The following is a 26,224-nucleotide window of genomic DNA, read 5'->3' on the forward strand; positions in this document are numbered from 1 at the left end:
AGCCCGCGCCGCGCCTCACCGCCGCGCCGGTGGGTCGCATTGAGCCGCCCGGATTCACCTTTCCTCAAAACCCCTTTGTTATGACGGCGCGGGATTGACGTATGGGGAAGGTCCGGGGGACGGGATGCTGACTGTCTATAATTGCATCGTGAACGAGCACGATCTGCGCCTCGTGGTGCTGGCCGGCCTCATCTGCCTCATCGCCTCGCTGACCGCCGTCAACCTGTTGCACCATGTGCGCAAGGCCGCCGGCCATATGCGCATGGTCTGGACGGCGGTCTCGGCCACCGCGATCGGCTCCGGCGTCTGGGCGACCCATTTCATTGCCATGCTCGCCTTCGAGCCTGGCGTCCCCAACGGTTACGATCTGCCTCTGACGCTCGCCTCGCTGGTGCTTGCCATCATCATCACCGGCGTCGGCATCTTCGCCGCCACCGCGCGCCGCAGCGTGGAAAACCATCTCGTCGGTGGCGCGCTCATCGGCGGCGGCATCGCCGCCATGCATTTCATCGGCATGGCCGCCTTCGAGGTACAGGGCGTGATCTCCTGGCATCAGCTCCTCGTCGCCGCGTCCCTGGTGCTCGGCGTCGGGCTCGGCGCGCTTGCCGTCTTTCTGTCGCTCAGAAGCGAAACCATCCTGTCGCGCACGGTCGGCGCGCTCGTCATGACGGTCGCCATCTGCAGCCTGCATTTCACCGGCATGGCCGCAGCCACCATCCAGCCTGACGCTGCGGTCGCCGTGCCCGCCTCGGCCATTCCCGGGCCGCTGCTGGCCACCGCCGTCGCCGCCGCCAGCTTCATCATCCTGATGCTGGTCTGCGCCGCGCTCTGGGTCGACATTCGCGATTTCCGCCGTGCCCAGGAAGAGGCCGGCCGCATGAACAGCCTCGTCGACGCCGCCATCGAGGGCCTCCTCATCTGCAAAGGCCCGCAACTGGTGACGGCCAATGCCAGTTTCCTGGCCCTCACCGACTGGAGCCCCGGCATCCTGCGCGGCCGCTATCTCGGCGACCTCTTCCCCGACGACGACGTCTGCAATTCGCTGCTCGACGGCTCGCAGGAGATCTTCGAATCAGAGCTTGTCATCAATGACGGCAATTCGATCCCGGTCGAACTGCTCTCGCGTCCGGTCGACTATGACGGTGCGCCGCATCTGGTCGTCGCCGTGCGCGACATCCGCGAGCGCAAGGAGGCCGAGGCCGATATCCGCCGGCTTGCCCTCCACGATGCGCTGACCGGTCTGCCCAACCGGCGCGCCTTCGCCGCCCGCCTCGACGAGGAAATCGTCGCTGCCGGCGAAACCGGCGGCCACCTCGCGCTGCTTTGCCTCGATCTCGACCGTTTCAAGGAGGTCAACGACCTCTTCGGCCACGCCGCCGGCGACAAGATGCTCAAGAACGTGGCGCGTTGCATTTCCGGCATCCTCGAGGACGGCCAGATGCTGGCCCGCCTCGGCGGCGACGAATTCGCCATCATCGCGCCGCGCCTCACGCGCCCCGAAGACGCCTCGCGTATCGCCGAGGCGATCCTGCGCGCCTTCCGCGAGGAGAACGAAAACGCCACCGCCGAAGGCCTTATGTCGACCAGCATCGGCATCGCCCTCTGCCCGGATAACGCCAGCGATCGCGAGATGCTCTTGAGCAATGCCGACGCCGCGCTCTACCGCGCCAAGTCGGAAGGCCGCGACACATGGCGCTTCTACGAGGAGACGATGGGCCTGGAGGCGCGTTCGCGCCGCCTGATGGAGCACGAGTTGCGCCATGCCGTCGCCCGCAATGAATTTGCGCTCGTCTACCAGCCGCAGAAGAAGCTCGATACCGGCGAGACCATCGGCTACGAGGCACTGCTGCGCTGGAGCCACCCCGAACGCGGCAATGTCTCGCCGGCCGTCTTCGTGCCGATCGCCGAGGAAAGCGGCATCATCGTGCCGATCGGCGAATGGGTGCTGCGCACCGCGGCACGCGAGGCTGCCGCCTGGGACCAGCCGCTGACGATCGCCGTCAACGTCTCGCCGGTGCAGTTGCACAGTCCCAACTTCGTCCAGACCGTGCACCAGGTCCTGCTCGAGACCGGGCTGTCGCCGCATCGCCTCGAACTCGAGATCACCGAGACCGCGCTGGTGCGCGACATGACGCGCGCGCTGACCACGCTCAGGCAGTTGAAGGCGCTCGGCATTCACATCGCCATGGACGATTTCGGCACCGGCTACTCCTCGCTGTCGAACCTGCGCGCCTTCCCCTTCGACAAGATCAAGATCGACGGCTCCTTCATCAAGCAGGTCGACACGAATGAGCAGGCCGCCACCATCGTCAAGGCGGTGCTCGGCATCGGCCGCGGCCTCGGCCTGCCGGTGCTGGCCGAGGGCGTGGAGACGTCGGAGGAGCTGAAATTCCTCGCCGGCGAGTTCTGCCAGATCGGCCAGGGTTACCTGCTCGGACGGCCCGGGCCTATCCCCTCCATCAACGCCGAGGATATCGTCGAAGCGGAAGTGCGGCCGCTGCGCAGGACCTCCGCCGCCTGAGGCTGCATCCACGGCGGACCTCTTTGACCCGCCGAAGGCCTGCCACGGCGCCGTTGCGCGGACGCTGCGCTCGTCGTATCGTGGGCATCGCAAGATGTTGTTCGGCTAATCAAATCTGCCGCAGAAACGACGCCCCGAGACGGAGCCGCCAGCGCTGAATCGCACCTGCAACACACGTCGAACGGAGCGCTTCCGGCGGACGGGTAGGTCATGAGCGGTTCACTGGTGCTTCTTCATCTGGCTGGTGCCGTCGCGTTGCTCTTGTGGGCCACGCGCATGGTGCGCACCGGCGTCGAGCGGGCCTACGGAAACGTCCTGCGCCAGCGTCTGCGCGTCACCTTGCGTAACCCGTTGCTTGCCGTTGTCGCGGGCGCCGCGCTTGCCGTCGCCCTGCAAAGCGCCACCGCCGTCAGCCTGCTGGTCGGGTCGTTCGCCGGCGCCGGCATCGTGTCCGCGCAGGCTGGGCTGATCGCCGTCCTCGGCGCCGATATCGGCTCCGCCATCGTCGTCAGGCTGCTCTCCTTCGACCTTGCTTTGCTGGTGCCGCTCTGCCTTGTCGCCGGTACCGTGATGTTCATGGCCACCCAGGCGCGCAACTGGCGCCAGTTCGGCCGCATCCTGATCGGCATCGGTCTCCTGATCTTGTCGCTGCGCATGATCGGCGAGGCGTCCGAGCCTCTGCGCGACAGCCGGCTTCTGCCCGTGATCGTCCGCTACCTTGCCGCCGATCCCGTCACCGCCTTTGTCGTAGCCGCGTTTGTGACCTGGCTGTTCCACTCCAGCGTCGCGGCGATCCTGCTTGTGGTCGCCCTCGCCGCGCGCGGCCTCATCCCGGCGGAGCTGGGGCTGGTCTTCGTGCTCGGCGCCAATCTTGGCGGCGGCGTCATCGCGGCCGTGCTGTCGCGCGCCATGCCCCCGGCATCGCGGGGCGTGCCGCTTGCAAACCTGATCGTGCGCGGCACGGGCGCCATGCTGGCGCTGCTCGCGATCATTCTTGTCGGCGCGCCGATCGAGCGCCTCGGCGACAGCGCGCCGCAGCAACTCATCCACGCTCACCTCCTGTTCAACCTTCTGCTTGCCATTTGCGCCATTCCGCTCACAGGTCCGGTCATGCGGCTCGCCGAGGCGTTCCTTTCGGCGAGCGCAACCAGGCCCGCCGATCTGCTGGCCGCCACGGAGGTGAGCGCCCTCAATCCCAGGGCGCTCGACAAACCGGCCCAGGCGCTCGCCAATGCCACCCGCGAGGTGGTGCGCATTTGTGAGACCATAGAGGTCATGCTGCAGCGGATCATCGAGCTTTATGCCCGGGCCGACAAGGAGGGCATCGACGCCCTCGCCGCGCTCGATGACAGGGTCGACAGGCGCCATGCGGCCATCAAGCTCTACCTAGCGAAGGTCACGGTCCATCCGCTTACCGAGGATGAGGCCCTGCGCTGCCAGGAACTGATCGGGGCCTGCGTCAAGCTGGAACAGGTGGGCGACATCATCGTGCGCAACATGCTTGTGCATGTGAGCCGCAAGATGGAGCGTGGCCTGGAATTCACCGAGGAAGGCTGGCGCGACATCACCGGCTTCCATGCTTCGGTGGCGGCGAACGCGCGGCTCGCCTTCAACGTGCTGGTCTCCCGCGACAGCGATACCGCGCGCCAGCTGGTGCGGGAAAAGGACCTGCTGCGCGACAGGGAAAAGGACTCCAACCGCGGCCATTTCGAGAGACTGCGCGAAGGCACGGTCAAGAGCCTCGAGACAAGCTCGATCCATCTCGACACGATCCGCGACCTCAAGCAGATCAATTCGCTGCTTGCCTCGATCGCCTATCCGGTGCTCGAGGAGCAGGGCATGCTGCGCGAGACGCGCCTCAAGGCTGATTCGGCCCGCTAGGACATTTCCGGGAACCGGTGCAGCCCGAACACCGGTCAGGCCACACACACATATATACGCGCGCAAACCCTGCGCCGATCGGCCGGCCTCACGTCATTTCGCCGGCGGCCATACGCGCAGAAAATCCTTCGCCGGGCCGCAGCCCGGCTGGAATGCACGACCTTTCGCCCGGCCTGGCAAAGCCGGATAAGGAGCGACCGTCGTTCATGTCCGGGGAAGCTTCGTGGAAACGCACGCTCGCAGTGTCGCCAAGGCCATCTCGTGGCGCATCACCGGCACGCTCGATACCATGCTGATCTCGCTGGTCATCACCCAGAGCTTCAAGCTCGCCGCGGCCATCGGCTTCACCGAGGTGGTCACCAAGTCGCTGCTTTATTATCTGCACGAACGCGCCTGGCTGAAGATCCCGTTCGGCCGCCACCTGGCGCAGCCCGCCACGCTGCGCCGGCGCTGAACCCCCGGGCCGCGACCGTGGCCCGGGCCCGTTGGCCCGCCCTTGCGGAGGCCAGCGAGCCTCAGGCAAGCGATACGGCCGTGAGCGCAAGCCACCGGCGCACCAGCGCCGAGGCCGCGACTGCGGTCCGGGCCCGATGGCCCGCCCCCGCGGAGGCCAGCGAGCCTCAGGCGAGCGATACGGCCGTGAGCGAAAGCCACCGGCGCACCAGCGCCGAGGCCGCGACTGCGGCCCGGGCCCGTTGGCCCGCCCCCGCGGAGGCCGCGAGCAAAGCGAGCTTGGCCGTGAGCGAAAACGAACGGCGCGAGAAAACCCGTGAGCGAGAAAAAACCTCTACCGCAGCATGCCGCGCACGATGCCGCTCGCCTGGCCGAAATCCATCTTGCCGGGGTATTTTTCCTTGAGCGCGTTCATGCACTTGCCCATGTCGCGCAGCCCGTCGGCGCCGACATCGGAAATCACCTGCTGGCAGGCGCGCTTGACGGCTTCCTCCTCCAGCGGCTGCGGAAGGAAGCCCTTGATGACGACGATTTCCTCTCGCTCCTGCTCGGCGAGTTCGAGCCGCCCGGCTTCCTCGTAGACGCGCGCCGATTCGACGCGCTGCTTGATCATCTTCGCCAGCACGGCGAGGATGTCCTCGTCGCTCACCGGATCCTTGCCGGCGCCGCGGTTGGCGACGTCGCGGTCCTTGATTGCCGCCTGGATCAGGCGGATCGTCGACAGCCGGCGTTTGTCCTGCGATTTCAGCGCCTGTTTCAGCGCTTCCGCGATTTTCTCGCGCATCGGATCATTCTCCATTCGCGGCCATGCACAATAGCGCCCGGACCGCGCCGAGGCAAACCGTTTGTATCAGTGCAAACCGTTGTTTTCGCTGACTAAAACTTTTGCCCTAAGGTCAATCTTCCGCAATTGACCGGCATCGGCGCTTGCCTTATTGTCCGCGCCTTGCATGGACATTCCACTACGCACGGGACGGGACGCTTGCCCTTGTCGCGTGCGTTTCGTCGCGCCATATGGCCCCGCGCGGGCCGGCTTTCAAGATGGCGTCGGCCGGCCTGACGGAGATTTGAGATGGCTTCAGCGAACGCGCCCTGGACGGCGGTCAAACCCACCGCCCTGCTTGTCCTTGCCGACGGCACCGAGATCGAAGGCCGCGGCCTGGGTGCGGAAGGCAGCGCCGTCGGCGAGGTCTGCTTCAACACCGCGCTCACCGGCTATCAGGAGATCCTCACCGATCCCTCCTATGCCGGCCAGATCGTCACCTTCACCTTCCCGCATATCGGCAATGTCGGCGCCAATGACGAGGACATCGAGGACCTGACCCCGGCCGCGCGCGCCGGCGCCGTCGGCGCCGTCTTCCGCTCCGACATCACCGAGCCCTCCAACTACCGCTCCGCCGGCCATCTCGACGCCTGGCTCAAGCGCCGCGGCATCGTCGCCATCGGCGGCATCGACACCCGCGCCTTGACCGCGCTGATTCGCGAAAAGGGCATGCCCAATGCCGTTGTCGCGCACGCCGCCGACGGCGTCTTCGACCGCGTTGAGCTGCGCCGCCGCGCGGCGGAATGGTCCGGCCTCGTCGGTCTCGATTTGGCCAGGGAGGTCACCTCCGGCCAGAGCTCGACCTGGACCGAGACGCCCTGGGTCTGGGACGAGGGTTTCGGCGCCCAGCAGGACCCGAAGATGCACATCGTCGCCATCGACTACGGCGTCAAGCGCAACATCCTGCGGCTGCTCGCCGGCCTCGGCGCCGAGGTCACCGTCGTGCCGGCCACCACCACCGCCGAGGACGTGCTCGCCATGCACCCCGACGGCATCTTCCTGTCCAACGGCCCCGGCGACCCGGCCGCCACCGGCGAATACGCCGTGCCGGTGATTCGCGAACTGCTCGACAGCGGCATCCCAACCTTCGGCATCTGCCTCGGCCACCAGATGCTGGCGCTGGCGCTCGGCGCCCGCACCGTCAAGATGCATCAGGGCCATCATGGCGCCAACCACCCGGTCAAGGACCACACCACCGGCAAGGTCGAGATCGTGTCGATGAACCACGGCTTCGCGGTCGATTCGGCCTCGCTCCCCGACACGGTGGAGGAAACCCACGTGTCGCTGTTCGACGGCTCCAATTGCGGCATCGCGCTCAAGGGCCGGCCGGTGTTTTCGGTCCAGCAGCATCCCGAGGCCTCGCCCGGCCCGCAGGATTCGCACTACCTCTTCCGCCGCTTCATCAACCTCGTTCGCGAGCGCAAGGGCGAGCCCGCACTCGCCGAGCGCTAGGGCAATTCCAGGAAAAGCTGAAACCGACTTTCCGTCCGGAATTGCGCAGAAACAAGCGGCGTTCGACGCTTCTGTGAAGCGATGAACGGCTCTAGGCCCAGGCTGGCAATCCCTCAGCGCGATCGCACCTCGACGGGAAACACCATGACCGCGGTGAGCGGGCTTTTCTGGTCTGGCCTCAGATAGTTGCGCACGCCGGATACCGCACTCGTCGCGAATATCCTCTGGCCCTTCGCCACCATCTCGCTTGCCGGTGCCGTGGCGCCGGGGCCGGCACCCGCGCCGAAGCCGCCCAGCCGCACGATGCCCTGGCGCGGCAGCAGGCGCCCGAGGCTGGCCGGGTGCAGCAGCGCCCGTGCCGTCAGCATCTCGCTGGCGCCGGTGAACTCCTCGAGCGGCACGAAGGCGCTCCCCGGGACCTGTTCCCTGGCCACCAGTACCACGCGTTCGAGGCCCACTGGGTCGTCGCCGAAGCGCGCGATCCGCATCCTTTCGCGCCCCCTGGCGTCAAGCCACTCGGTCGTCAGGAAGGAGGTCGTCCCGGCCGCGTCCAGGTACAGGAAGTTGAACTCCAGCGGCCGCTCGAAATTGCTCGCAATCTCCACGGCGAAAATCTCGTCCGGATAGACGATCGGGATGGCACCGGCGGTTATCGGCTCGATCCTGCCGTCACGTTCGATCTGCACCTTAACCTCGAAGGCGCCGGGCGCCAGCATCGGAGCCGCCGGCGCGGTGTCGAGGCCGACCGTGCGCGCGCCGAACAGCATGAAGGAGGCCCAGATCGTCGGGTCGGGCCAGCGCAGGCGGGCCTCGTCCTGGGTGCGTCGCAACGCCTCGGCGGGCGGAAGGCGCGAGATGTGCTCGGCAAACCGCGCCATGATCCAGGACGTCGCCTCGTCGTCGACGTTCCACAGGCTGGCGACGACGCTGCTGGCGCCTGCCACGATGAAGGCGCGGGCGAGCCCGATGACGCCTGCCTGCAGCGGGCTGCCCAGCCCGGTCTGGCAGGCGCTGAGCACCACGAGAGGCGCCTTCGTCAGCGGCAGCGCCTGGATTTCGCGCGCGGTCAGCCGCCCGTCGGAAAGCGCCAGGAAGCTGCCGTCCATCGGGTCCGAGGCGCTGCTCATGCCGTGCGCGGCGATGTGGATATATTCCGCGTCGACGAGCCGCTGCTTCAGCGTCGCGACGGTGACGTCGCCGCCCACCAGCGGCAGCGTGCGGAAATGCTCGGCAACGGCGCGCGCCTCGTCGGCCGCGCCGGGCAGGCGCGGAAATATCCAGGTCGGGTCGCCGGTGGCGTCCGGATCGCCGGCAATGGCTTGCGGCGCGATCGGCGCCGGCTCCGCCGCGCCGGCGGCCGGATGCATGCCGAAGATGTTGCCGTCGACGATCGACTTCATCGACTCCTCGATGGTCACCATGGTCGAGGCCACGATCGGCGTTCCGTCGCCATTCGGGTCGAGGGCACCGAAGGGTACGGTGCCGATGTTGAGGGCCGGCAGGATCGTCAGGCTGGACAGCGTTTCGACCTCGCTCGCGAACTCCGCGAAGAGAGCCCTCGACATCGCCTCCAGCCGCGGTTCCAGCGCATCGTCGGCATCAGTCGGCAGGAGCCGCAACGGCGCGACACTGCGGGTCTCGCCACCTCCTGCCCGCGGACGCGGGCTGCGCGCAGGGTTGGCGCTGCGCAGCGTCAGCACAGCCAGCGTTTCCTCGATCATTCGCGAAAGCGCTTCGGGGCTTTCGACAGGAAGCCTGAAGACGGCGTCGGGCTGGATGGTGGGCACCCCACGCGCCGCGTCGGCCTCCATCCGGCCGCGCTCCCAGAAGTAGCCGCAGATGGCCTCGCCGTCGGTATGGTAGAAGATCAGCCCGTTGCGCTCTTGCGCCCCCGGCATCGTGGGATAGCGCAGATAGGCGAGAATGGCCCCGCGCGCGTCGTTCGGTATCAGTTCCCAGTCGCCGATCGGCGAGCCACGCGTGAGGCGCAGGTCGACATATTGCGCCCCGGACAGGCGCGCCGCCTCGTCAAAGCTGCGGCACTCGGCCGCCGCTGATGCGGCGACCGTCGAAATGGCGGCCAGGATCGCCATCCCCAGCGCGCTAGATGCGTTTCGCAGTGATCGTTTCAGCCTGTCTGCCCTCGCCTTCCCCTGCCCGGCAGTTTGCCGCGCAGGTCGCGAAAGACAAGGCCTTTCCGTCGCCGGGCTGCTACGAAGCGATCCTCAGCCGCACCACGCGGTCGCGGATCTTCCCGAACACCTCGTCGAGCTGCGAGCGCGACGGCGCGTCGAAGAAATGCGCCGAACTTGACGCGCAGTCCTTCAGCATCATGCCCGTCTTCACGTCGGGCTCTTCGAGCCGGATCGTATAGACGATCATGTTCTGCGCCTTGGCGTTGTCGCAGGCCTTCATGGTCTTTGCGTTCATCAGCTTGTTGGTGTCGGAAGACGACCCCGCCGATATCCCGATGCGACCGTCGACCAGGTAGCCATGGCTCGAATAGGACGAGCCGAGCTTGTGGCTCTTGTTGCCGAACACGTTGGAGCCGTCGGTCAGCACGATCATGATCTTCTCGACGCCGATCTCCTTGCGGTCGCGGCCTTCGGTGAACGGCTCGTGCGGCGACAGCACGCGCATGCCCCAGGCGACGCCCTCCATGATGTTGGTGGTGCCGTTGGCCTCGAGCGACTTCACCTTCTTCTTGATCGCGCCGAAGTCGTTGTTGAGCGGCATGATCGGCTGCGTCACGCAGTCCTTGTTGGGGCCCTTGCCGCCCGACATTTTGGTCGCGGGCTTCAGCCACTCCAGGGCGGGATTCACCGGATCGAGGACTTCGGTGACGCCGTATTTCAGGAGCTTCTTGGCCTGGCCAGGTGCGGAATTGTCCAGCGGATCGGCGTCCGACTTGATGTAGGAGTTCGAGAAACCGTCTTCCTCCGGTTCGTCGATCGAAAACGCCGGCACGAAAAGGCTCGCCTTGTCGCTCTTGGTCGGCTCCGTGTCCTCGACGTCATGCGCAGCCTTGCCGTCGGCGTAGCGTGTTTCCACGCAGCCGGCCCATCTCTCGCCCAGGTGCTGGAACAGTTCGAAACGGCTCAGGTTCTTCTTGAGTTCGACCTGCGGAAAATCGGCCTTGCCCTTGAGGTCCAGCCATTCGGCGCCGGTCTTGTTCATGATCTTGCCGTTCTTCTTGAAGTCCGGCCCGAAATGCGGTCCGACATTGACGAAATTGGCGAAGGGAACGACCGCGAATTTCAGCTTGTCCTTGCCCTTGACCTGCGCCGACATGGTGTCGATCAGGCCGATGACGGCATCCTTCATGGCGGCCAGCTTGCCGCCGGCCATCGAGCCGGTCGTGTCGAGCACCAGCGCGATCTCGTAATTGGTATAGGCAAGGTCTGCGGCCGAGGCCGCCGAAACTTCCCAGTCCTCATAGCCGAGCAGCTTGCCGAATGTCAGCCCGGCGCGGGCATCGGCCGCCACTTCGACGCGCGGGCCCTTGCGCGCGATCTTGATGTTGGCATAGCGCGGGTCGAAATTCGCCTCCAGGAACCGCTGCGCGATCCTGTGCGCTTCGGCGTCCGACAGCCCTTCGCCCTCGCGTGCGATCGCCAGCGCGGCGGTGTCCATCGCCTGCTGCAATTGCGCCTGGCGCGAACTGATCGCGGCAAGATCGACAGCCATGCCGCCGGCAAGCGCCACCGGCACCGTGACCAGCGCCATCAGCATCGCGTAATTGCCGCGTTCGTCGCGGCGAAACCGCTGCAGGAAAGATCGGAACATGCCATAACCCCCATAGCAACTGATCGGCGCATTCTAGGCCTGTCGGTTTAAGGGGGCGCTAAGGCAAATGCTTAGCGCCCGCCTAACGGGGAAATGACAATTTCATCATTTTGCCGGGCCGCGTCCTCGTCAAACACATTGCGCGGCCGGCCGGCTCAGCCGAGATAGATTGCCTTCGCCTCGACCGAGGCCGCGGAAGCGGCCGTCTCGATGACGGCCAGCACGTCTGAGTCGCTGGCCTGCTGCACCTCGATCGTGGCGCCCTGGTCCACGAAATTGTAGGAGGACGAGGTGCCCTCGAGGACGAGGAAGTCCCCGGTCGTCGTCGAGGTGCTGAAATCCTTGATCGTGGCAAACTCGGTTCCGAGATAGAAGCGCACGTCCTCGTTGCCGAGGTAGAAGAAGTCGCTCCCCGATCCCCCATAGAGCGTGTCGTTGGTGTCGGATTCGCCGCGGGCGTCGACGCCGAAGATGACATCGTCGCCTCCGCCGCCGAAGACCGTGTCGGAACTCAGGCCACCAATGATGAGGTCGTTGCCGTTGCCGCCGAACAGGACATCGAGCGACGTGCCGCCGAACAGCACGTCGTCGCCGTCCTGGCCCTCGAAGATGCCCCGGTCGCCCCGGCCGCGGATGATGTCGTCGCCGGGTCCGCCGCGCATGTGGTCGCCGCCGAAGGAGCCGGCCGTGAGCAGGTCGTTGCCCTCGCCGCCATCGAGGATATCGGTGTCGTTGCCGGCGCTCAGCGTGTCGTCGCCGGCGCCGCCGATGATCTGGTCGTCGCCGATACCGCCCTCAAGCACATCGTCCCCGTCCCCGCCGAAGATCGAGTCTTCCCCGTCGCCGCCGTCGACCCGGTCGTCACCGTCGCCCGCCACGATGAAGTCGTTGAGGTCGCCGCCGAAGATCAGGTCGTCGCCGCCGAGCCCGAAAAGCTGGTCGAAGCCGTCGCCCCCATCGATGAGGTCGTTCGTGTCGCTGCCGGTCAGGGTCTGGCTGGACGTCGTGCCCGGCAGCGCCTGCATGAGCGTCAGTTCGCCGCTCACCGTGTCGCGCATGATCAGTTCGACGATGCCGTCATTGTCGAAGTCGCCGCCGCCCTCGAACTGGATATTTGCGAATGAGGGGGCATCGTAGATGGCGCGGCCGATCTCGCTTGTGCCGTTGGTGAAGACGACTTCGATGCTGCCCTTGTCGAAGCCTGTAGCATCCCGGTAGAGAAAGTCGGGATCGCCATCGCCGTTGAAATCGCCGCTCATGACAAACTCGTTGCCGGCATTGACCGTGAAGCTGTCGGTGACCGAGCGCACACCATCGACGTGGTTCGTGATGTCGAACTGGTTGGCGGAGTCATCGAACCAGAGGCTTTTGAACGTGTCGAAGTCCGTCCCGTCGAAGGCGGCGAGCAAGGTATCGTCCGTTGTGTAGCCGGACGCAAAGCTGCTGGTACCCGGCACTGACGCGCCGTCCATCTCGAAGATCAGCAGGTTGGCGTTGGTGTTGATGAAATAGATGACGTCGTCCTTGCCGTCGCCGTTGAGATCGGTCGCCGCGCGGGCGTCGGCGATCGAGGAGGCGGACGCGCTGTTGGTGATCGCACCGGTGCTGCTCAGAAGCACCTTGTTGGTGCCGACAGCCTGATCGCGCAGATAGGGATCGGCGCGGCCGTCGCCGTCGAAATCACCGACAATGGCGACTTCGTGATCGCTGACCGAGGGCAGAATGTCGGTAGCGACCGTGGAGGTGCCATCCTGCTGCCACAGCACCAGGCTCTGGTCGGCGATGTTCTGCCACAGAATGTCGCCAAAGGGCGCGCCGTTGATGTGCAGCGTCGAGGCGATCTGCCAGGTGCCGTCGGTGAAGTTGGGTGTTGAGACCATGACGTCCTCCTACGGTGGAAATGCGCGCCGGAGGACCCCACGCCCCGCGCGGCGCTGGGTCAGTGTAACGTTCGAATGGGTCAGGTCACCTCTTATCTCGCCGGCGTAACCTCGTGGTGAGCGATCGCTAAAATTTTAGCTCCAAGCCCAAAGGGGTCTTTAGATATCGCTGCTAGCGTCCCGCCAGGGAGTCTGGCATGCAATTGGAAAGAAAGCGGATCTTTCTGCGTTCACTCGCCGTGACCGCCATCGCGGTGACGGCAACCTTCGGCCTGTCCTTTCCCACGCGCTGGATCCTGGGCATGCCGATCGACTGGCTGGCCTGGATCGAGTGCGTGGTGATCCCGGTCGTCATCGCCTTTCCGGTCTCCTGGTTCATCTTCTCCCAGGCCGAGGCGCTGCGCCGCGCCAACTGGCTCCTCACGCAGTCGCACAACGACCTGGAGAGCGCCCACAAGCGCCTCACCTTTGTCTCCCGCCACGACCAGATGACCGGCCTGCTCAATCGCGACGGCTTTCTCGACCGCCTCGAACGGGCCGTCGGGCGCGGCAGCGAGGGCTTTCTGCTCGTCGTCGATGCCGATCACTTCAAGCAGATCAACGACAGATATGGTCACCCCAAGGGTGACGAGGCCTTGCGCAAGATCGCGCAGGCGCTGCGCTACTCGGTGCGTTCCTCCGACGCCGTCGGGCGCATCGGCGGCGAGGAGTTCGCCATCTTGCTTACCGGCATCGACCGGCGCGAGGCCGAGCAGCTCGCCGAACTGACCCGCCGCCATGTCGAGCTCATCCCCTGGGAGGGCGAGAAGGGCGAGCGCCACCGGCTCACCGTCAGCATCGGCGGAGCCGACCTTCGCCGGCACGGTGCCAACGCTTCGGAAGCCCTGCGGGTGGCCGACCGCTGCCTCTATGCAGCCAAGAACCGCGGCCGCAACCAGGTCGTCTTCGACTACATCGCCGAAGCGGTGGCCTGATCGGCTACTCCATTTGCCGCCGCTACATTAGCAATTAACGTTACGTAAGGAAATTGAGGCCAGGCTGCTGCCGTCGACCTTTGTCGGCAAGCGGGACCGGCCACTTTGCAACACCCCGCATCGATCGAGAGCCGGCCGGTCCCGCCCAGACGCGCGCCACCCAGCCGCGCGCCGCCCCTATGACAGCCGTTCTGATATGACCGCGGTCACCGTTCCGAGTTCCCTGATCGCTTCCCTCGACAATTCGCCATCCAGATAAACGGCATCGTAGGCCGTCATCAACGCAAGGGACACGATCAGGATCACCCATCTCATGAAAGAAAGATGGACTGCCAACCTTTAATAAAAACTTAGCCGGACAAAGTCCTAGACCGGGCTGTTGAACGTGTCGCAGGCGTCGAGCTGGCCGCTTTCCAGCCCGCGCGCGAACCATTCGCGGCGCTGCGCCGAGGTTCCGTGGTTGAAGCTCTCAGGCACGACATAGCCCTGGGTTCGCCGTTGCAGCGTGTCGTCGCCGATCTGGTTGGCGGCGTTCAGCGCCTCGTCGATGTCGCCGGCGTCGAGCAGCCCCTTCTGCGCGGTGTAGTGTGCCCAGATGCCCGCGAAGCAGTCGGCCTGCAGTTCCACCCGCACCGACATCTGGTTGGCTTCGACCTGGCTCATCGTCTGCCGCATCTGGTTGAATTTCGGCAGCACCCCGATCAGGTTCTGCACGTGATGGCCGACCTCGTGCGCGATCACATAGGCCTGCGCGAAGTCGCCCGAGGCGCCAAAGCGCCGGTCGAGTTCGCCGAAGAAATCGAGGTCGAGATAAAGCTTGCGATCGCCGGGACAATAGAACGGGCCCGAGGCAGCCGAGGCGAAGCCGCAGGCCGAACGCACCTGGCCGGAGAAGATCACCATGGTCGGCTCGGCGTAGTTCTGGCCCTCGGCCTGGAAGATGCCGTTCCAGACATCCTCGGTCTCCGCCAGCACGACGCTGGCAAACTTCGTCGTCTCGTCCTGGGCTGAGGTGGTTTGCGTCTGTCCGCCGCCGGACGGACCCGCCGGCCCCTGCGACAGCATCTCCAGAGGGTCGATGCCGCAGGCGCGCAGCGCGAAGAACACCACCACCAGGATGATGATGCCCGAGAGCCCGCCACCGCCGGCCCCGCGTCCCACCGGCAACCTGATGCCGCCGCCGCGGCCCGGACCGCCGCCGAAGCCGCCACCACGTCCGCGCCGGTCTTCCACATTCGAGCTTTGCCGTCTGCCGCGCCACCGCATGCCGAACCTCCTCGCAAGTCCGCTGCGCCCGCCACCGGGTGGAACGCATGTTTGCTTAAACAACTATTTGTGTCGCCATCGCGTCAAGTCGAGTGCCGCGACATCGGTGTTCTGCGGCCGCAAACGGCCCTCGCCCCCGGCCTGGCACCTGCGGCCCTTTGCTGGCTCAATGCAAGGAGCGTTTTGGGGCGTTGCCCTCCTGCCGGCAGGCGCCCCATGACGCAGGGTCATGGAACCTGGTGGAGCGGACACACAAGCCACGCTTTCGGCTGGCCGATATTCGGGACGTCCGGGGAAAGAGGCTTGCTGCGATGAGCGAACTGATTGTTTGGACCTATGACTGGGTGCCTGAGGGTCCGCGCGGTTTTGTGCGCGACCTGAGGCTGAGATGGGCGTGCGAGGAAGCCGGCCTCGGCTATTCCGTCCGCACGGTCCCATTCGACGATCGCGGGCCCGACCATCTGGCGCGTCAGCCCTTCGCCCAGGCCCCGTTCCTGAGCGATGGCGAACTGGAAATGTTCGAGAGCGGCGCCGGGCTGCTGCACCTTGCCCGAAAGAGCGAAAAGCTGATGCCGCGCGATCCGGCGGGCGAGGCCCAGACACTGCAATGGACGATCGCCGCCCTCAACTCGATCGAGATGGTGGCGGTGCCCTGGTGGTTTCTGGAAGTGACCGGCGCCAACGACAATGGCCTTGCCGGCTGGCTCGAAAGCCGCCTCGATCACATGGAGCGGGTGCTGAACGAGCGCCAATGGCTGGCCGCCGATCGCTTCACGGTCGCGGACCTCCTGATGGCCGACGTCCTCCGCGTCCCCAGGGTGCGCGCCTTCGGCAACCGTCCGGCGACCGAGGCCTATGTGGCGCGGATCACCGACCGCCCAGCGTTCAGAAAGGCCCACGCCGATCAGCTGGCGCATTTCGCCGCGACCGACGGGAGGCGGGCCGAAAAAGGCTAAACCCGGCGGGCGGCGACGGTCCTGCCGCCGTGGCGCCCCCGTGTCGCGTCTGGCCGTCAGCGCAACAGCAAGACCCGCAGGCTGCGGCTGTAGACCTGGACCTCGACCAGCGGCGTGCCGTTCATGATCGCCTGACGTGTCGGCCCGTCGATGGCGCCCGGCCTTTCCAGCATCCTTTGCATCTGCGCCCGCGCCTCCGCGGTGCCGAACCACGGGTCGTCGTCATCCTCGGAATCGACGACGCCGAACTTGTGGTAGTTGGCGCGATCCTGCCGCACCACCTGCGCCGCGTTGTCGAGCGGATAGTTGTCACTGGCACGGTGATCGTCGGGCGAAAGCCGGGCGACGTAGGATCCGAAATATTCGTCTGCGCCGGCCGGCAATGCGCCCGACGCCAAAACGGCCGCCGTCACCAGCGCCGCGCAAAAGTTGTGTACCCTCATGTCATCGCCCTTCCCGGATTCGCCGCGCCGCCGGGGTGGAGCGCACGTCCGGCATCGACAGAATATCCGTGTGGACGCCGCGTCAAGCCGGTGAAGTCAGCGTGCGTTGCTCTGGCCTCCCGCCCGGCGCAACCCGCACCCTCCGCGCGTCGGCTGCCACGCTGCGCCGATATCGCGCGCCAGCGCCGCATTGCCCGGCTTCGCAACACCGTTTCCGTCACCCTTCAGGTAGAGCACGACCCGCAGCCGGTTCTTTCGCGAAAGCGCGTCGGCCACCATCTCGTCGCCGAGGATGATCCTGCGCCCGTATGCCTGGCGGCTCGCAAGGGCCAATCCCGGCCTGGCATGATCCACCAGTTCGGTGCAGAAGAGCCGGTCGTTGTCGTCGCCGTCGAAATGGAAATCGAAGGGCTCGCCGAGGTGCCGGGCGAGCTCTGCCGCCGCCCGTTGTCGGGTCCGCCGGCTGCCGTCGACGCGCCTCAGGATCGCCACACGGTCGACATTCAGGACCGTTTCCGGTCGCGAAAGGTGCACACCATTGTAATCGGCCTCGACGAACACCTTGCCGGCCCTGATGTCGGCCTGGTGGGGCAGAAACGCCCCATGCTCCCAGATCCCGAGCCGGCGCAGTTCGGTTTCCGTGCCCAGATAGGTTGCCGCATGCGGGAACAGCCCCGGCAGCGTATGACCGGAAAGGCGGCCCTTGGAACTCACGACAACGATATCGAGAGGTCTCAGGGTTTCCGTGATCAGCCGCATGGCTTCGGTATCGCCGGCCAGATACCCCTCGCGCCACACCACCCTGCCGACGACATGGCCGATCACCGGTGCGGCCGGTTCGGCCAGCGCCACCAGCCAGGCCGGAGTTCGTTCCGCGCCTTCGCAGCAGCCGGCCAGCGGATTGTCGCCATGCGGTGGCGCCTTGCGCGGCGGATGGGCGCATGCGGACAGGCCGAGGACGAGCGCAAGCCCTACCATCGCCGCCCGGAACGGGAGTGTGCGCCGCGAAGCTACGATCTGGGGTTTCATCTGGCGACGCCCGGATGCGAAGCGGGTGTCAGCGCAGGACGCGGACCTTGACGCTGCGGCTGAACACCTGGACCTCGATCAGCGGGTTGCCGTTCATGATCGCCCTGCGCGTTCCGCCGCTCATCGCCCCTCGCTTTTCGAGCATGGACTGCAATCGCGCCCTCGCCTTGTTGCTGCCGAACCAGGGATCGTAGTCGTCCTCGGCGTCGCCGGTGCCGAAGCGGTGGAAATTGGCGCGGTCCTGCCTGACCACCTGCGCCGCATTGTCGAGCGGATAGCCGTCGCTGGCATAATGGTCGTTCCCCGAAATCCGCGCGACATAGGATCCGAGATAGGTATCCGCCTGCGCCCCCGGCGCGCTGCCGGCCAACAGTGCAGCGCCGAGTGCGCCAGCGATGAAGCTTCGTCTCGACAACATGGCAAGTCCTCCGTCCGTCCGAAAGCTCGTTTATGCCGGGCGTGGGAGGGGTTGCCCTTGATCAGGGTCAATACCGTGCCGCGTCGCCAGAAAGACATCGCTCGTCCTTGGCTGGTGCAAGCGGCCTCGCGAAACGCTATAAGCGGGCCGGAGGCACCACCTTGTCCGATCTGGCCGACATCAAGGCGTTCTATGCCCGTCTGATGGCCGCTTCCAGCGGCTCGACCGACCCGCGCCTGGAGCGCATTTTCGCGCTGGTCCCGCGCGAGGCCTTCCTGCCGCCGGGCCCGTGGACGGTGTTCGCCGGCGGGCGCCCCGTCGAGACGCCGAGCGCCGATCCCGCGCATCTCTACCAGAACGTGCTGGTGGCGCTGAACCGCGCCAAGAGCATCAACAATGGCGAGCCCTTCCTGCATGCCGCCTGGATCGGCCGCGTCATGCCGCAGCCGGGCGAGATCGTCTGCCATGTCGGGGCCGGCACCGGCTATTACTCCGCCATCCTGTCGATGCTGGTGCTGCCGGCCGGCATGGTGCACGCCTACGAGATCGACCGCGACCTCGCCCGCCATGCGCGCGACAATCTCGAGCCGTTCGAAAACGCCCATGCGCTGTCCGGCGACGCGGTCGCCGCCGAACTCCCGGCCTGCGACATCATCTATGTCTCGGCCGGCCTCGCCGCGCCGCCGCTGGCCTGGCTCGACAGCCTCAACCCCGGCGGCCGCATGGTGTTTCCATGGCGCCCGGCGCCCGATGTCGGCCTCGCCGTCGTCGTCAGGCGCCGGCCGGGCGGCGCGTTTTCCTGCGAACCCTTCATGGGCTCGTGGTTCATCCCGTGCGCCGGCGCCGAATCGGAGCGCGACGCCGAGCGGCAGCCTTCGCGCATGGAGGGCTGGGCCACGCGCTCGCTCTGGCGCAGGGTCGAGCGCGAACCGGACGAGACCGCCACCGCCATCTTCCGCGACATCTGGTTTTCGGCCGCTCCGCGCGGCGATTGACCGCCGCCCGGCTCAGGCGTTCTCGAGCGCCGCCACCATCCGCGCAAGCATGGCCAGATAGGCGTCCCGTTCCGCCTCGCTCAGTCCTGAAAGCGCCTGCCTGTTGACGGCGTCGACCGCCGCCCGCACTGCCGGCACCCTGGCCAGTGCCGCCGGCGTCAGCGACACCAGCGCGCTGCGCTTGTCCTTCGGGTCCGGTGCGCGCCGCACCAGCCCGTCGCGCTCCATGCGCGACAGCGTCGCCGCCATGGTCGGCTGCTCGATCGCCGCCGCGGCGGCCAGCGCCTTCTGGGTCATCGCCTTGCCGTCGCCGAGCGCGAAAAACACCGGCAGGTGGCCCGACGACAGGCCGTGCTCCTTGAGCCGCCGGTCGATCGCGCGGGCCAGAAGCCGCGCTGCCCAGTTGGTCATGTAGCCGGCGGAGCGCTCACGCACGAATGTCATTTTACATAGCTTGCTATTTATTTACATTGCATGCTATATAAACCCGCGAACGCCCACCGATCAAGGAGGTTCGCCATGTCGTGGAAAAGTTCCCGCCAGGCCTATGGCAGCGTCGCCATCGCGCTGCACTGGTTATCCGCCCTCTTCGTCATCGTCCTTGTCGCCTCGGGGCTGCGGCTCGAGGCGCTGGCCGGCAGCCCCGGCGCAATCCCCGTGCTGCGCGTCCACGTGATGACCGGCCTCGCCGTCGCCGCGCTCACCATCGCGCGCCTTCTGTGGTGGATTGTCGCCGACCGCCGACCTGAACCGCCCGCGGGCCAGCCCCGCTGGCAAATCCGTGCCGCCCATGCGGTGCACCTTGCCTTCTACCCGCTGATCCTCGCCGCCGCCGCCAGCGGCATCGCCACCATCGTGCTTTCCGGAGCTGCCCCGATCCTCGTTTCCGGCGCCGGCGCCCCTTTGCCGGATTTCACCACGCTGCCGCCACGTGCCGCGCATGGCCTCATCGTCTGGGCGCTGATCGTGCTCGCCGTCCTTCACGCCGCCGCCGCGCTCTACCACCAGTTTGCCCGCCGCGATCGTCTGATGGTGCGCATCCTGCCCGATCGCCAGTTCCGGGACCTGCAACCATGACGCTCCGCCTCGCCGCCAACGTCCTCGCGGTCTGCGCCAGTGCCGCCTTCGCCGGTGCCATGCTCTTCATCGCCCTGGCGCTGGTCGCCTACTGGAAGAGCCTTTCACCCGCAGCCTTCGTCGACTGGTTCGCCGCCAACAGCCATTTCATCGGCCGCGCCATGCCGGTCTTCATCCTGCCGGCACTGCTCGGCCTCGCCGCCTCGGCCTGGCTCGACTGGCAGGCTCCGGCGTCCCGTTGGCTCTGGCTCGGTGCGCTTGCGGCGATCCTTGCCGTGCTGGCCGTCACCGGGCTCTTCCACCTGCCTGCCAATGCCCGCATCGCGGCAGGCGCCGTCGCGCCCGATGACATACCCGCCCTGCTCGACCGCTGGCTGTGGCTCCACGTCGCCCGCATCCTCTTTGCCTTCGCCGCCGCCATTCTTGCGATCCTCGCGATCGCCCGCTGAGCGCGCTTGCGTGCCAAGCGGGGTCGGCGCCCCTATACTGCCACGAAGACGGGACACATTGAGCCTTCATCCAGGGCGGAGCGCCGATCTTGCTTCGAATGGGGTTGAAATGGTGCGGGGGCACCGCGGTACTGGCGTTTGCCCTGCTGCTGGCGGTAGCGCTCGCGCCGCGCGCCTTAGCCGCCGATCCGCTTTCCGGCGTCGCGCTGGTGATCGGCAATGGCGACTACGCGCATCTGCCGGCGCTCGCCAATCCCGAGGATGATGCCGACGCGGTAGAGGAACTGCTTTCCGATCTCGGCTTCGATTCGGTCCGCCGCACCGACCGCGACGCCGAAGACCTCGCCCGCGATCTCGACCGCTTTGTCGAGGATGCTGCCGAGGCCGACGTCGCCGTGCTTTATTACGCCGGCCACGGCATCGAGGCCGGCGGCGAGAATTTTCTGGTGCCCATCGACGCCGACCTGTCGGCGCTGGAGGCCGCTTCCGAACGCCTGGTGCCGCTTTCGGAAGTGCTTGCCCGCCTGCGCGAGACCGTGCCGGTCACCATCCTCTTGCTCGACGCCTGTCGCGACAATCCGTTTCCGCCCGGCGCCACGCTGAAGCTTGCGGCCGGCGCCGAGCCCTTGCCGATTTCCGCCGGCGGCCTTGCCGAGACACGTGGCGCCAGGGCGCTTTCCGCGTCCGACGACGCTGAAAACTTCGGCGTGGTGATCGGCTTCGCCGCCGAGCCGGGCAAGCCAGCCCTCGACGGCCAGCCGGGCGAACACAGCCCCTACGCCGCCGCGCTGACCAGACACCTTGCCGCGATGGCCGGCGAGGAGTTCGGCACCGTCATGCGCATGGTCGCCGAGGAGGTCTACTTGAAGACCTCCGGCCGCCAGCGGCCATGGGTCAATGAAAGCCTGCGCCGGCTGCTTTTCTTCGGCGAGACGCCGGCGCCGCTCGCCGGCCCCGAGGGCGAGATCCTTGCCGAACGCCGCCAACTGCTCGTCACCATCGCCGCCCTGCCCGACTTCGAGCGCCGTCAGGTCGAGCGTGTCGCCGCCGACGGCGGCGTGCCGATGGACGGCGTCTACGCCATGCTCAAGGCGCTCGGCAGCAACGCCCCCGACGATCCGGCCGAACTCGACGCCGTCCTGCGCCGGCAGGCCGAACAGCTGAAGGCGTTCCTGGCCGAGCGCCGCATCATCGAAAATCCCGATCCGGAACTGGCGCGGCTCGCCGCGCTCACCGACCATGCCGTGGCCGAAGGCGCCATCGCCGCCGCCCGCCGCCTGCGGGGCGAGGTCGACCGCCGCATTGACGAGCTCTCCGCCGTCATCGAGCGCGAGGAGGACCTGATCCGCGCCCGGCGCACCGAGTTCGCCGCCGAATATGCCAGAAGCGCCGAAATCAGCGCGCTCGTCTTCGACCACGGCGAAGCCGCCCGCTACTACGCGCGTGCCGCCGACCAGGTCGCACGTTGGGACGACACGCTCGCCCTTTCCTACCGGCTCAGGGAAGTCGAGGAGCGGATCCGCAGAGGCCGGGTCAGCGGCGATCGTGAAAGCCTGGAACTCGCGGCAGCGCTTGCCCGCGATCTGGTCGCCGAGACCCGTCATGCCCCGCAACAGTCCGCAGAGGCCCGGCTGGCCCTGGCCGGTGCGTTTTATGCCATCGCGGTTCGCGAACCTGGAACCGCCGGCCTCGCCCCGGTGACCGCCCTCATCCGCCAGTCGCTCGACGCACTTCCGGCCGGGCGCAGCCGGGCGCTGGCCTACCAGCGGATCGGCGACATCGAACTCGAAATCGGAACCAGAGGCGGCCGGGACGACGCAGCGCTCGACCGGGCGATCACCGCGTACCGGCAGGCGCTGCGCGAGGTCGATGCCGAACACGATGCCCGCGAATGGGCGGACATCCAGCTCAACCTCGCCTCGACACTCCTGCAGCGCGCACTGGCCGATATCGACGTCGATCTGGTCCGCGAAGGCATCGCCGCGCTGGAAGCCGCCAGGGCTATCTACAACCGCGCCGACGATCCGGTCGGACGAGCCCGGGTCCAGTTCTCGCTCGGCGCCGCCACGGTCGCCCTGCCTTTCATCGAGCGCCATCGGCAAGGAGAAGAACTCGTCGACTCGGAGCGACGGCAGGCGTTCCGCCAGGTCATCGCAATGCTCCGCGCCGGCATTGCCGATGTCCCGCGCGACCGCTTCCCGGCCGCCTGGGCCAACCAGCACTTCATCTTTGCTCAGGCCATGGTGGACGAGGCCGTTCAGGCTGCGCCCGGCGAACTGGCCGAAGCGATAAGGTCGCTCGAACTGGCGCTGGAGGTCTGGACCCGTGCAAGCCACCCGCTGAACTGGGCCAACGCCCAGGAACAGCTGGCGTTCGCCCGCAAGCGTATCGGCAACGATTCCCGCGACGTGCCGACCTTGCGGCAGGCGGCGAAAGCCTTCGAGGCGGCCCTGACGGTCTTCGGCGCCGACAGCGCGCCGTCGCGTCGCGTCTCGGTCCAGATCGAATTGGGCCGCACCCTGATGGACATCGCTGCCCTCACCGACGATCCGGCGGACGAGGCTCTTGCCGTTGCTGCCCACCGCGACGCACTCGGCGATGTCGGCGACACGGCCTCGGCAGCCGACACGCACTCGCTGCGCCATAATCTCGGCATGGCGCTGACCGATCTCGGCCTGGCGCGATCCGACCCGGCGCCGCTTCTGGAAGCCATCGGCAGCTTCGAGGCTGCGCTTGCCGCGATCTCGCGCGAGGCCGATCCGGCGCGCTGGGCCAATACCCAGAACAGCCTCGGCATCGCCTACCTGGCCCGCGGCGAAACCTTCGGCGAAGCCGATGCCCTCGCGCATGCGATCGAAGCCTTTCACGCCGCCCTCGAAACCTACGATCAAACGCAGAACCCTGAGGAGTGGGCCCGCGTCCAGAGCAATCTCGGCAACACTCATCGGGTTATAGGAGAGCGCACTGGCAGCCGTGACGCGCTTCTCGCCGCAGTCGAGGCCTACGAAGCCGCCGGGACCGCGCGAACCCGCACGAAAAAGCCGCTGCTTTGGGCGGCCGATTGGCGCCACCGCGCCTACGCCATGCTGCATCTCGGCATCGACGAGAGCGATCCGGCGCTGATCGAAAAGGCGCGCCAGGGGCTGGGTGAGGTACTGGCTGTTCTCTCACCTGACGAACATCCATCCGAATGGGCTTACGCCAAGGTCCATGACGCCGATGCACTGCGAAAACTCGGAGACCTCAAGCGCGACGAAGGCCTGGTGGAACAGGCACTCACCGCCTATCGCGAGGCGCTGGCTCGTGTGCCGGCGGACAAAAGCTTGCGGGTAGCGGAGATCCTCGACCAGATCGGCGGCGCGCTGAGCCTGCTCGGCTCGATGCGGCAGGACGCCAACCTCTTCCGACAGGCCATCGAAACCCTCGACAGGGCGATCGCGCAGCGTCCGCGCGACAAGGTTCTGCGGGCGTGGGCCGAGTCACAATTCAGTCGCGCCAATGCCTACGACAACCTTTCTCGGGTCGAGCACAACGTCGAGCACGTGGACCAGGCGCTGGAAGGCTACAGCGCCGCGCTCGACGGGTATTCCAGAGAAAGCGATCCGCGCGACTGGGCCTATATCCAGCGCCAGATCGGTAACCTTCTGTCCGACGTGCGTGACGACGAGGGTGCGGCCGAGGCGTTCCGCGCCGGCCTCGACGCCCTGCCCCCCGATCGCGACCCGGCGCTCTACGCCGAACTTCGCCACCGCTACGCCGTGGCGCTCAAGTACGCTGCCCTGGGCGACATCGCAAAACTCGCCGATGCGGCGAAGGAACTGCGCGCCCTGCTCGCCGGCGACCTGCTTGCCGATGCCAACAGGCCGAAGATTCATTACGAACTCGGCCAGGCACTGCTGACGATTGCCAAGGCTCGCAACGATGCCGCCATGATGGTTGACGCCGCCGGCCATCTCGAACTGGCGGCTGCCGGGTACGCGCCGGAGCCTGACGTAATCTACTCATGGGGTGCGGCCCATTACGGGCTCGCCGAGGCAGCCTTCTTCCTTGGCCAGCGCGAGAACGGTACCGAACGCCTCGAACAGGCGGCGGCCGCCTACAAGACTCTCTCCGCGCACCTGCCGCCGCGATGGCACGACGGCGACAAGGCCGAAATCTTGATGAAGGCCGGCAACGTGCAGCGCCTGCTCGCCGCCCGCGGCGCTGATCCGGAGCGCCTCGACGCCGCGCTCGCCTTTTACCGGCGCGGCCTTGAATTCGCCGGCCGCGGTTCGCTGCCAGAGCTTTGGGCCGACCTCACCCTCAACATCGCCGCGATCGAGAAGAGCAACGGCACAGCTGCCGCCGGGACGGAAGTGCTGAGGCGTGCCGCCGGGCTCTACCGCGCCGGGCTGGAAACGCTTGATCCCGCCGCCAGGCGTCACGACTGGGGCCTGGCTCAGCAGCACCTTGGCGAAACCCTGTCGCTGATCGGCGAGCGTGACGGCGATCTCGATGCGCTGCTCGCCGCTGCCGAACATATGGGAAAGGCCGCCACGGTCTTCACCCGCGACGCCACCCCCGACCGCTGGGCGCTCAATGCCAATACCCATGGCTGGTCGCTGATCCTCGCCGGTCGCCGGGGCGGCGGCGCGGAGCTTTATGAACGTGCGATTGCTCTCTTGCGAGACGCCGTCGCCGTTCACCACGAACTCGCCGACATGCGCAATGTCGGCTTTGCCGAGGACAGCCTGTGCCTGGCGCTGGTCGAACTCGGCAAGGCGCGGGGCGACCGCGCCATGGTCGAGGAAGGTCTCGCCGTCTGCGACGACGCCATCGCCCATCTGCGCGAAAACGGCCATGCCGGCGTCGCCGAAGGCACTCTGGCCCATGTCGCGCTCGGCCGCTCGCTGCTCGCTGAGTTGCCGGCCGAATAGCGGAGCCACGCGGTTCGCAGGCTGGCGGCAAACTTTCCCTGGCAGATAATCGCTTTCGATGTCGAAATCCGCTTCACCCGCTCGTCGTGTTGTCGAAACCGGCCTTTGCCGGCAACCCGCGACGCAAGGAGTTCGACATGCGACGCATCATCGCATCCACTTTCCTCAGCCTCGACGGCGTCATGCAGGCGCCAGGCGGCCCCGAGGAAGATCCCTCCGGCGGTTTCGCCTTTGGCGGCTGGCTGGCGCCCTTCTGGGACGACACGCTCGGCGACGCCATCGGCGCGATCTTCGAACAGCCCTTCGACCTGCTGCTCGGCCGGCGCACCTACGATATCTTCGCCGCCTACTGGCCCTATGTCGATGTCGATCCGGCCTCGCCCACCTTCGATGAACCCAATGCCGGGATTGCCGGGGCCTTCAACCGCGCCACCAAATATGTCGCCACCCATCGTCCCGCTTCGCTCGGCTGGGAAAACAGCCGCGGCCTCGGTGAGGATGTCGTCGCCACCTTGCGCGACCTCCGGAAGGAGGACGGCCCGCAACTACTCATCCAGGGATCGAGCGAGCTGGTGCAGACGCTGCTCGCCGCCGGCCTCATCGACGAAATCACCCTGTTCGTCTTCCCCGTCCTGCTCGGCCGCGGCAAGCGCCTGTTCGGCGACGGCGCCGTTCCCGGCGCCTTCCACCTGACCTCGTCAAGAACCTCCTCGACCGGCGGCATCGTCGCCACCTATCAGCGCGCTGGCGACGTGGGCACCGGTTCTTTCGCGGCCGAGACCCCGAGCGAGGCCGAACGCGAACGCCGCAGCCAGCTCCGCTGACCGGCCTTCGCCAGCACGCACTCCAACCAGCAAACGGAAGCCACCCATGACCGGCAGGATCGTCACCACCCAGTACATCTC

The 26,224-nt window shown here is 66.9% G+C and carries 21 protein-coding genes; 11 read left to right on the forward strand and 10 right to left on the reverse strand.

Annotation, left to right across the window (positions count from 1 at the left end; genetic code table 11):
- The first annotated feature begins 124 nt into the window (after positions 1-124).
- The 3 genes from FQ775_RS11175 (at position 125) to FQ775_RS11185 (ending at position 4,856) form a co-directional block, all read left to right on the forward strand.
- Complete coding sequence (locus FQ775_RS11175) at positions 125-2,521, forward strand: sensor domain-containing diguanylate cyclase (protein ID WP_146299253.1); 2,397 nt, start codon at positions 125-127, stop codon at positions 2,519-2,521.
- 210 nt (positions 2,522-2,731) lie between these two features.
- Positions 2,732-4,402 carry a Na/Pi cotransporter family protein gene (locus tag FQ775_RS11180; protein ID WP_146299254.1) on the forward strand — a complete coding sequence of 557 codons (1,671 nt, stop codon included), beginning with the start codon at positions 2,732-2,734 and terminating at the stop codon, positions 4,400-4,402.
- 223 nt (positions 4,403-4,625) lie between these two features.
- Positions 4,626-4,856, forward strand: a complete 231-nt coding sequence (locus tag FQ775_RS11185; RefSeq protein ID WP_146299255.1) for a DUF2061 domain-containing protein — start codon at positions 4,626-4,628, stop codon at positions 4,854-4,856.
- Positions 4,857-5,189: 333 nt separating this feature from the next.
- Here FQ775_RS11185 and FQ775_RS11190 read toward each other — a convergent pair whose 3' ends face one another.
- Positions 5,190-5,639, reverse strand: coding sequence for a GatB/YqeY domain-containing protein (locus tag FQ775_RS11190; RefSeq protein WP_146301710.1), 450 nt, complete (start codon positions 5,637-5,639; stop codon positions 5,190-5,192).
- A gap of 288 nt (positions 5,640-5,927) precedes the next feature.
- On the opposite strand from FQ775_RS11190, the gene carA reads away from it, so the two are divergent.
- Positions 5,928-7,130 (forward strand): glutamine-hydrolyzing carbamoyl-phosphate synthase small subunit, encoded by a 1,203-nt coding sequence (carA, locus tag FQ775_RS11195; protein ID WP_146301711.1) that lies wholly within the window; start codon positions 5,928-5,930, stop codon positions 7,128-7,130.
- 113 nt (positions 7,131-7,243) lie between these two features.
- Here the strand turns inward: carA and FQ775_RS11200 are convergent, their stop codons facing one another.
- The 3 genes from FQ775_RS11200 to FQ775_RS11210 all read right to left on the reverse strand — a co-directional run bounded on the left by FQ775_RS11200 (position 7,244) and on the right by FQ775_RS11210 (position 12,796).
- Positions 7,244-9,223 carry a CHAT domain-containing protein gene (locus FQ775_RS11200; RefSeq protein WP_146301712.1) on the reverse strand — a complete coding sequence of 660 codons (1,980 nt, stop codon included), beginning with the start codon at positions 9,221-9,223 and terminating at the stop codon, positions 7,244-7,246.
- Between the two features lie 118 nt (positions 9,224-9,341).
- Positions 9,342-10,916 (reverse strand): pilus assembly protein TadG-related protein, encoded by a 1,575-nt coding sequence (locus FQ775_RS11205; RefSeq protein ID WP_146301713.1) that lies wholly within the window; start codon positions 10,914-10,916, stop codon positions 9,342-9,344.
- A gap of 155 nt (positions 10,917-11,071) precedes the next feature.
- Positions 11,072-12,796, reverse strand: coding sequence for a calcium-binding protein (locus tag FQ775_RS11210; RefSeq protein ID WP_167812905.1), 1,725 nt, complete (start codon positions 12,794-12,796; stop codon positions 11,072-11,074).
- 197 nt (positions 12,797-12,993) lie between these two features.
- Between FQ775_RS11210 and FQ775_RS11215 the strand changes: the two genes are divergently transcribed.
- Positions 12,994-13,770 carry a GGDEF domain-containing protein gene (locus tag FQ775_RS11215; protein ID WP_146301692.1) on the forward strand — a complete coding sequence of 259 codons (777 nt, stop codon included), beginning with the start codon at positions 12,994-12,996 and terminating at the stop codon, positions 13,768-13,770.
- Between the two features lie 177 nt (positions 13,771-13,947).
- On the opposite strand, the gene FQ775_RS11220 is transcribed toward FQ775_RS11215, so the two are convergent.
- Positions 13,948-14,085 carry a hypothetical protein gene (locus FQ775_RS11220; RefSeq protein ID WP_167812907.1) on the reverse strand — a complete coding sequence of 46 codons (138 nt, stop codon included), beginning with the start codon at positions 14,083-14,085 and terminating at the stop codon, positions 13,948-13,950.
- 51 nt (positions 14,086-14,136) lie between these two features.
- Positions 14,137-15,036, reverse strand: coding sequence for a KPN_02809 family neutral zinc metallopeptidase (ypfJ, locus tag FQ775_RS11225; protein WP_146301691.1), 900 nt, complete (start codon positions 15,034-15,036; stop codon positions 14,137-14,139).
- A 311-nt stretch (positions 15,037-15,347) separates the two neighbouring features.
- Here ypfJ and FQ775_RS11230 point away from each other — a divergent pair, with 311 nt between their 5' ends.
- Positions 15,348-15,992 (forward strand): glutathione S-transferase family protein, encoded by a 645-nt coding sequence (locus FQ775_RS11230; protein ID WP_146301690.1) that lies wholly within the window; start codon positions 15,348-15,350, stop codon positions 15,990-15,992.
- A 56-nt stretch (positions 15,993-16,048) separates the two neighbouring features.
- Here the strand turns inward: FQ775_RS11230 and FQ775_RS11235 are convergent, their stop codons facing one another.
- From FQ775_RS11235 to FQ775_RS11245, 3 genes are all read right to left on the reverse strand, one after another.
- Complete coding sequence (locus tag FQ775_RS11235; protein ID WP_146301689.1) at positions 16,049-16,435, reverse strand: hypothetical protein; 387 nt, start codon at positions 16,433-16,435, stop codon at positions 16,049-16,051.
- Between the two features lie 96 nt (positions 16,436-16,531).
- Positions 16,532-17,464 carry a YiiX/YebB-like N1pC/P60 family cysteine hydrolase gene (locus FQ775_RS11240; protein ID WP_146301688.1) on the reverse strand — a complete coding sequence of 311 codons (933 nt, stop codon included), beginning with the start codon at positions 17,462-17,464 and terminating at the stop codon, positions 16,532-16,534.
- Positions 17,465-17,492: 28 nt separating this feature from the next.
- Positions 17,493-17,882 carry a hypothetical protein gene (locus FQ775_RS11245; protein ID WP_146301687.1) on the reverse strand — a complete coding sequence of 130 codons (390 nt, stop codon included), beginning with the start codon at positions 17,880-17,882 and terminating at the stop codon, positions 17,493-17,495.
- 161 nt (positions 17,883-18,043) lie between these two features.
- Between FQ775_RS11245 and FQ775_RS11250 the strand changes: the two genes are divergently transcribed.
- Complete coding sequence (locus FQ775_RS11250) at positions 18,044-18,877, forward strand: protein-L-isoaspartate O-methyltransferase family protein (RefSeq protein WP_146301686.1); 834 nt, start codon at positions 18,044-18,046, stop codon at positions 18,875-18,877.
- 12 nt (positions 18,878-18,889) lie between these two features.
- Here FQ775_RS11250 and FQ775_RS11255 read toward each other — a convergent pair whose 3' ends face one another.
- The gene (locus FQ775_RS11255) at positions 18,890-19,321 is read right to left on the reverse strand and encodes a MarR family winged helix-turn-helix transcriptional regulator (protein ID WP_206064864.1); all 432 of its coding nucleotides are present in this window, start codon (positions 19,319-19,321) and stop codon (positions 18,890-18,892) included.
- Between the two features lie 75 nt (positions 19,322-19,396).
- Between FQ775_RS11255 and FQ775_RS11260 the strand changes: the two genes are divergently transcribed.
- From FQ775_RS11260 to FQ775_RS11275, 4 genes are all read left to right on the forward strand, one after another.
- On the forward strand, positions 19,397-19,954 hold the full coding sequence (locus tag FQ775_RS11260; RefSeq protein WP_167812909.1) for a cytochrome b: 558 nt from the start codon (positions 19,397-19,399) through the stop codon (positions 19,952-19,954).
- Positions 19,951-20,403 carry an anthrone oxygenase family protein gene (locus tag FQ775_RS11265; RefSeq protein WP_146301684.1) on the forward strand — a complete coding sequence of 151 codons (453 nt, stop codon included), beginning with the start codon at positions 19,951-19,953 and terminating at the stop codon, positions 20,401-20,403. Before FQ775_RS11260 ends, FQ775_RS11265 begins: the two co-directional genes overlap by 4 nt.
- A gap of 98 nt (positions 20,404-20,501) precedes the next feature.
- Positions 20,502-25,319, forward strand: coding sequence for a caspase family protein (locus FQ775_RS11270; protein ID WP_246730368.1), 4,818 nt, complete (start codon positions 20,502-20,504; stop codon positions 25,317-25,319).
- A gap of 137 nt (positions 25,320-25,456) precedes the next feature.
- Positions 25,457-26,143 carry a dihydrofolate reductase family protein gene (locus FQ775_RS11275; protein ID WP_146301682.1) on the forward strand — a complete coding sequence of 229 codons (687 nt, stop codon included), beginning with the start codon at positions 25,457-25,459 and terminating at the stop codon, positions 26,141-26,143.
- Positions 26,144-26,224: the final 81 nt, after the last annotated feature.

Origin of the sequence: Nitratireductor mangrovi, from assembly GCF_007922615.2 — a bacterium.
GTDB classification, from domain to species: Bacteria; Pseudomonadota; Alphaproteobacteria; order Rhizobiales; family Rhizobiaceae; genus Mangrovimarina; species Mangrovimarina mangrovi.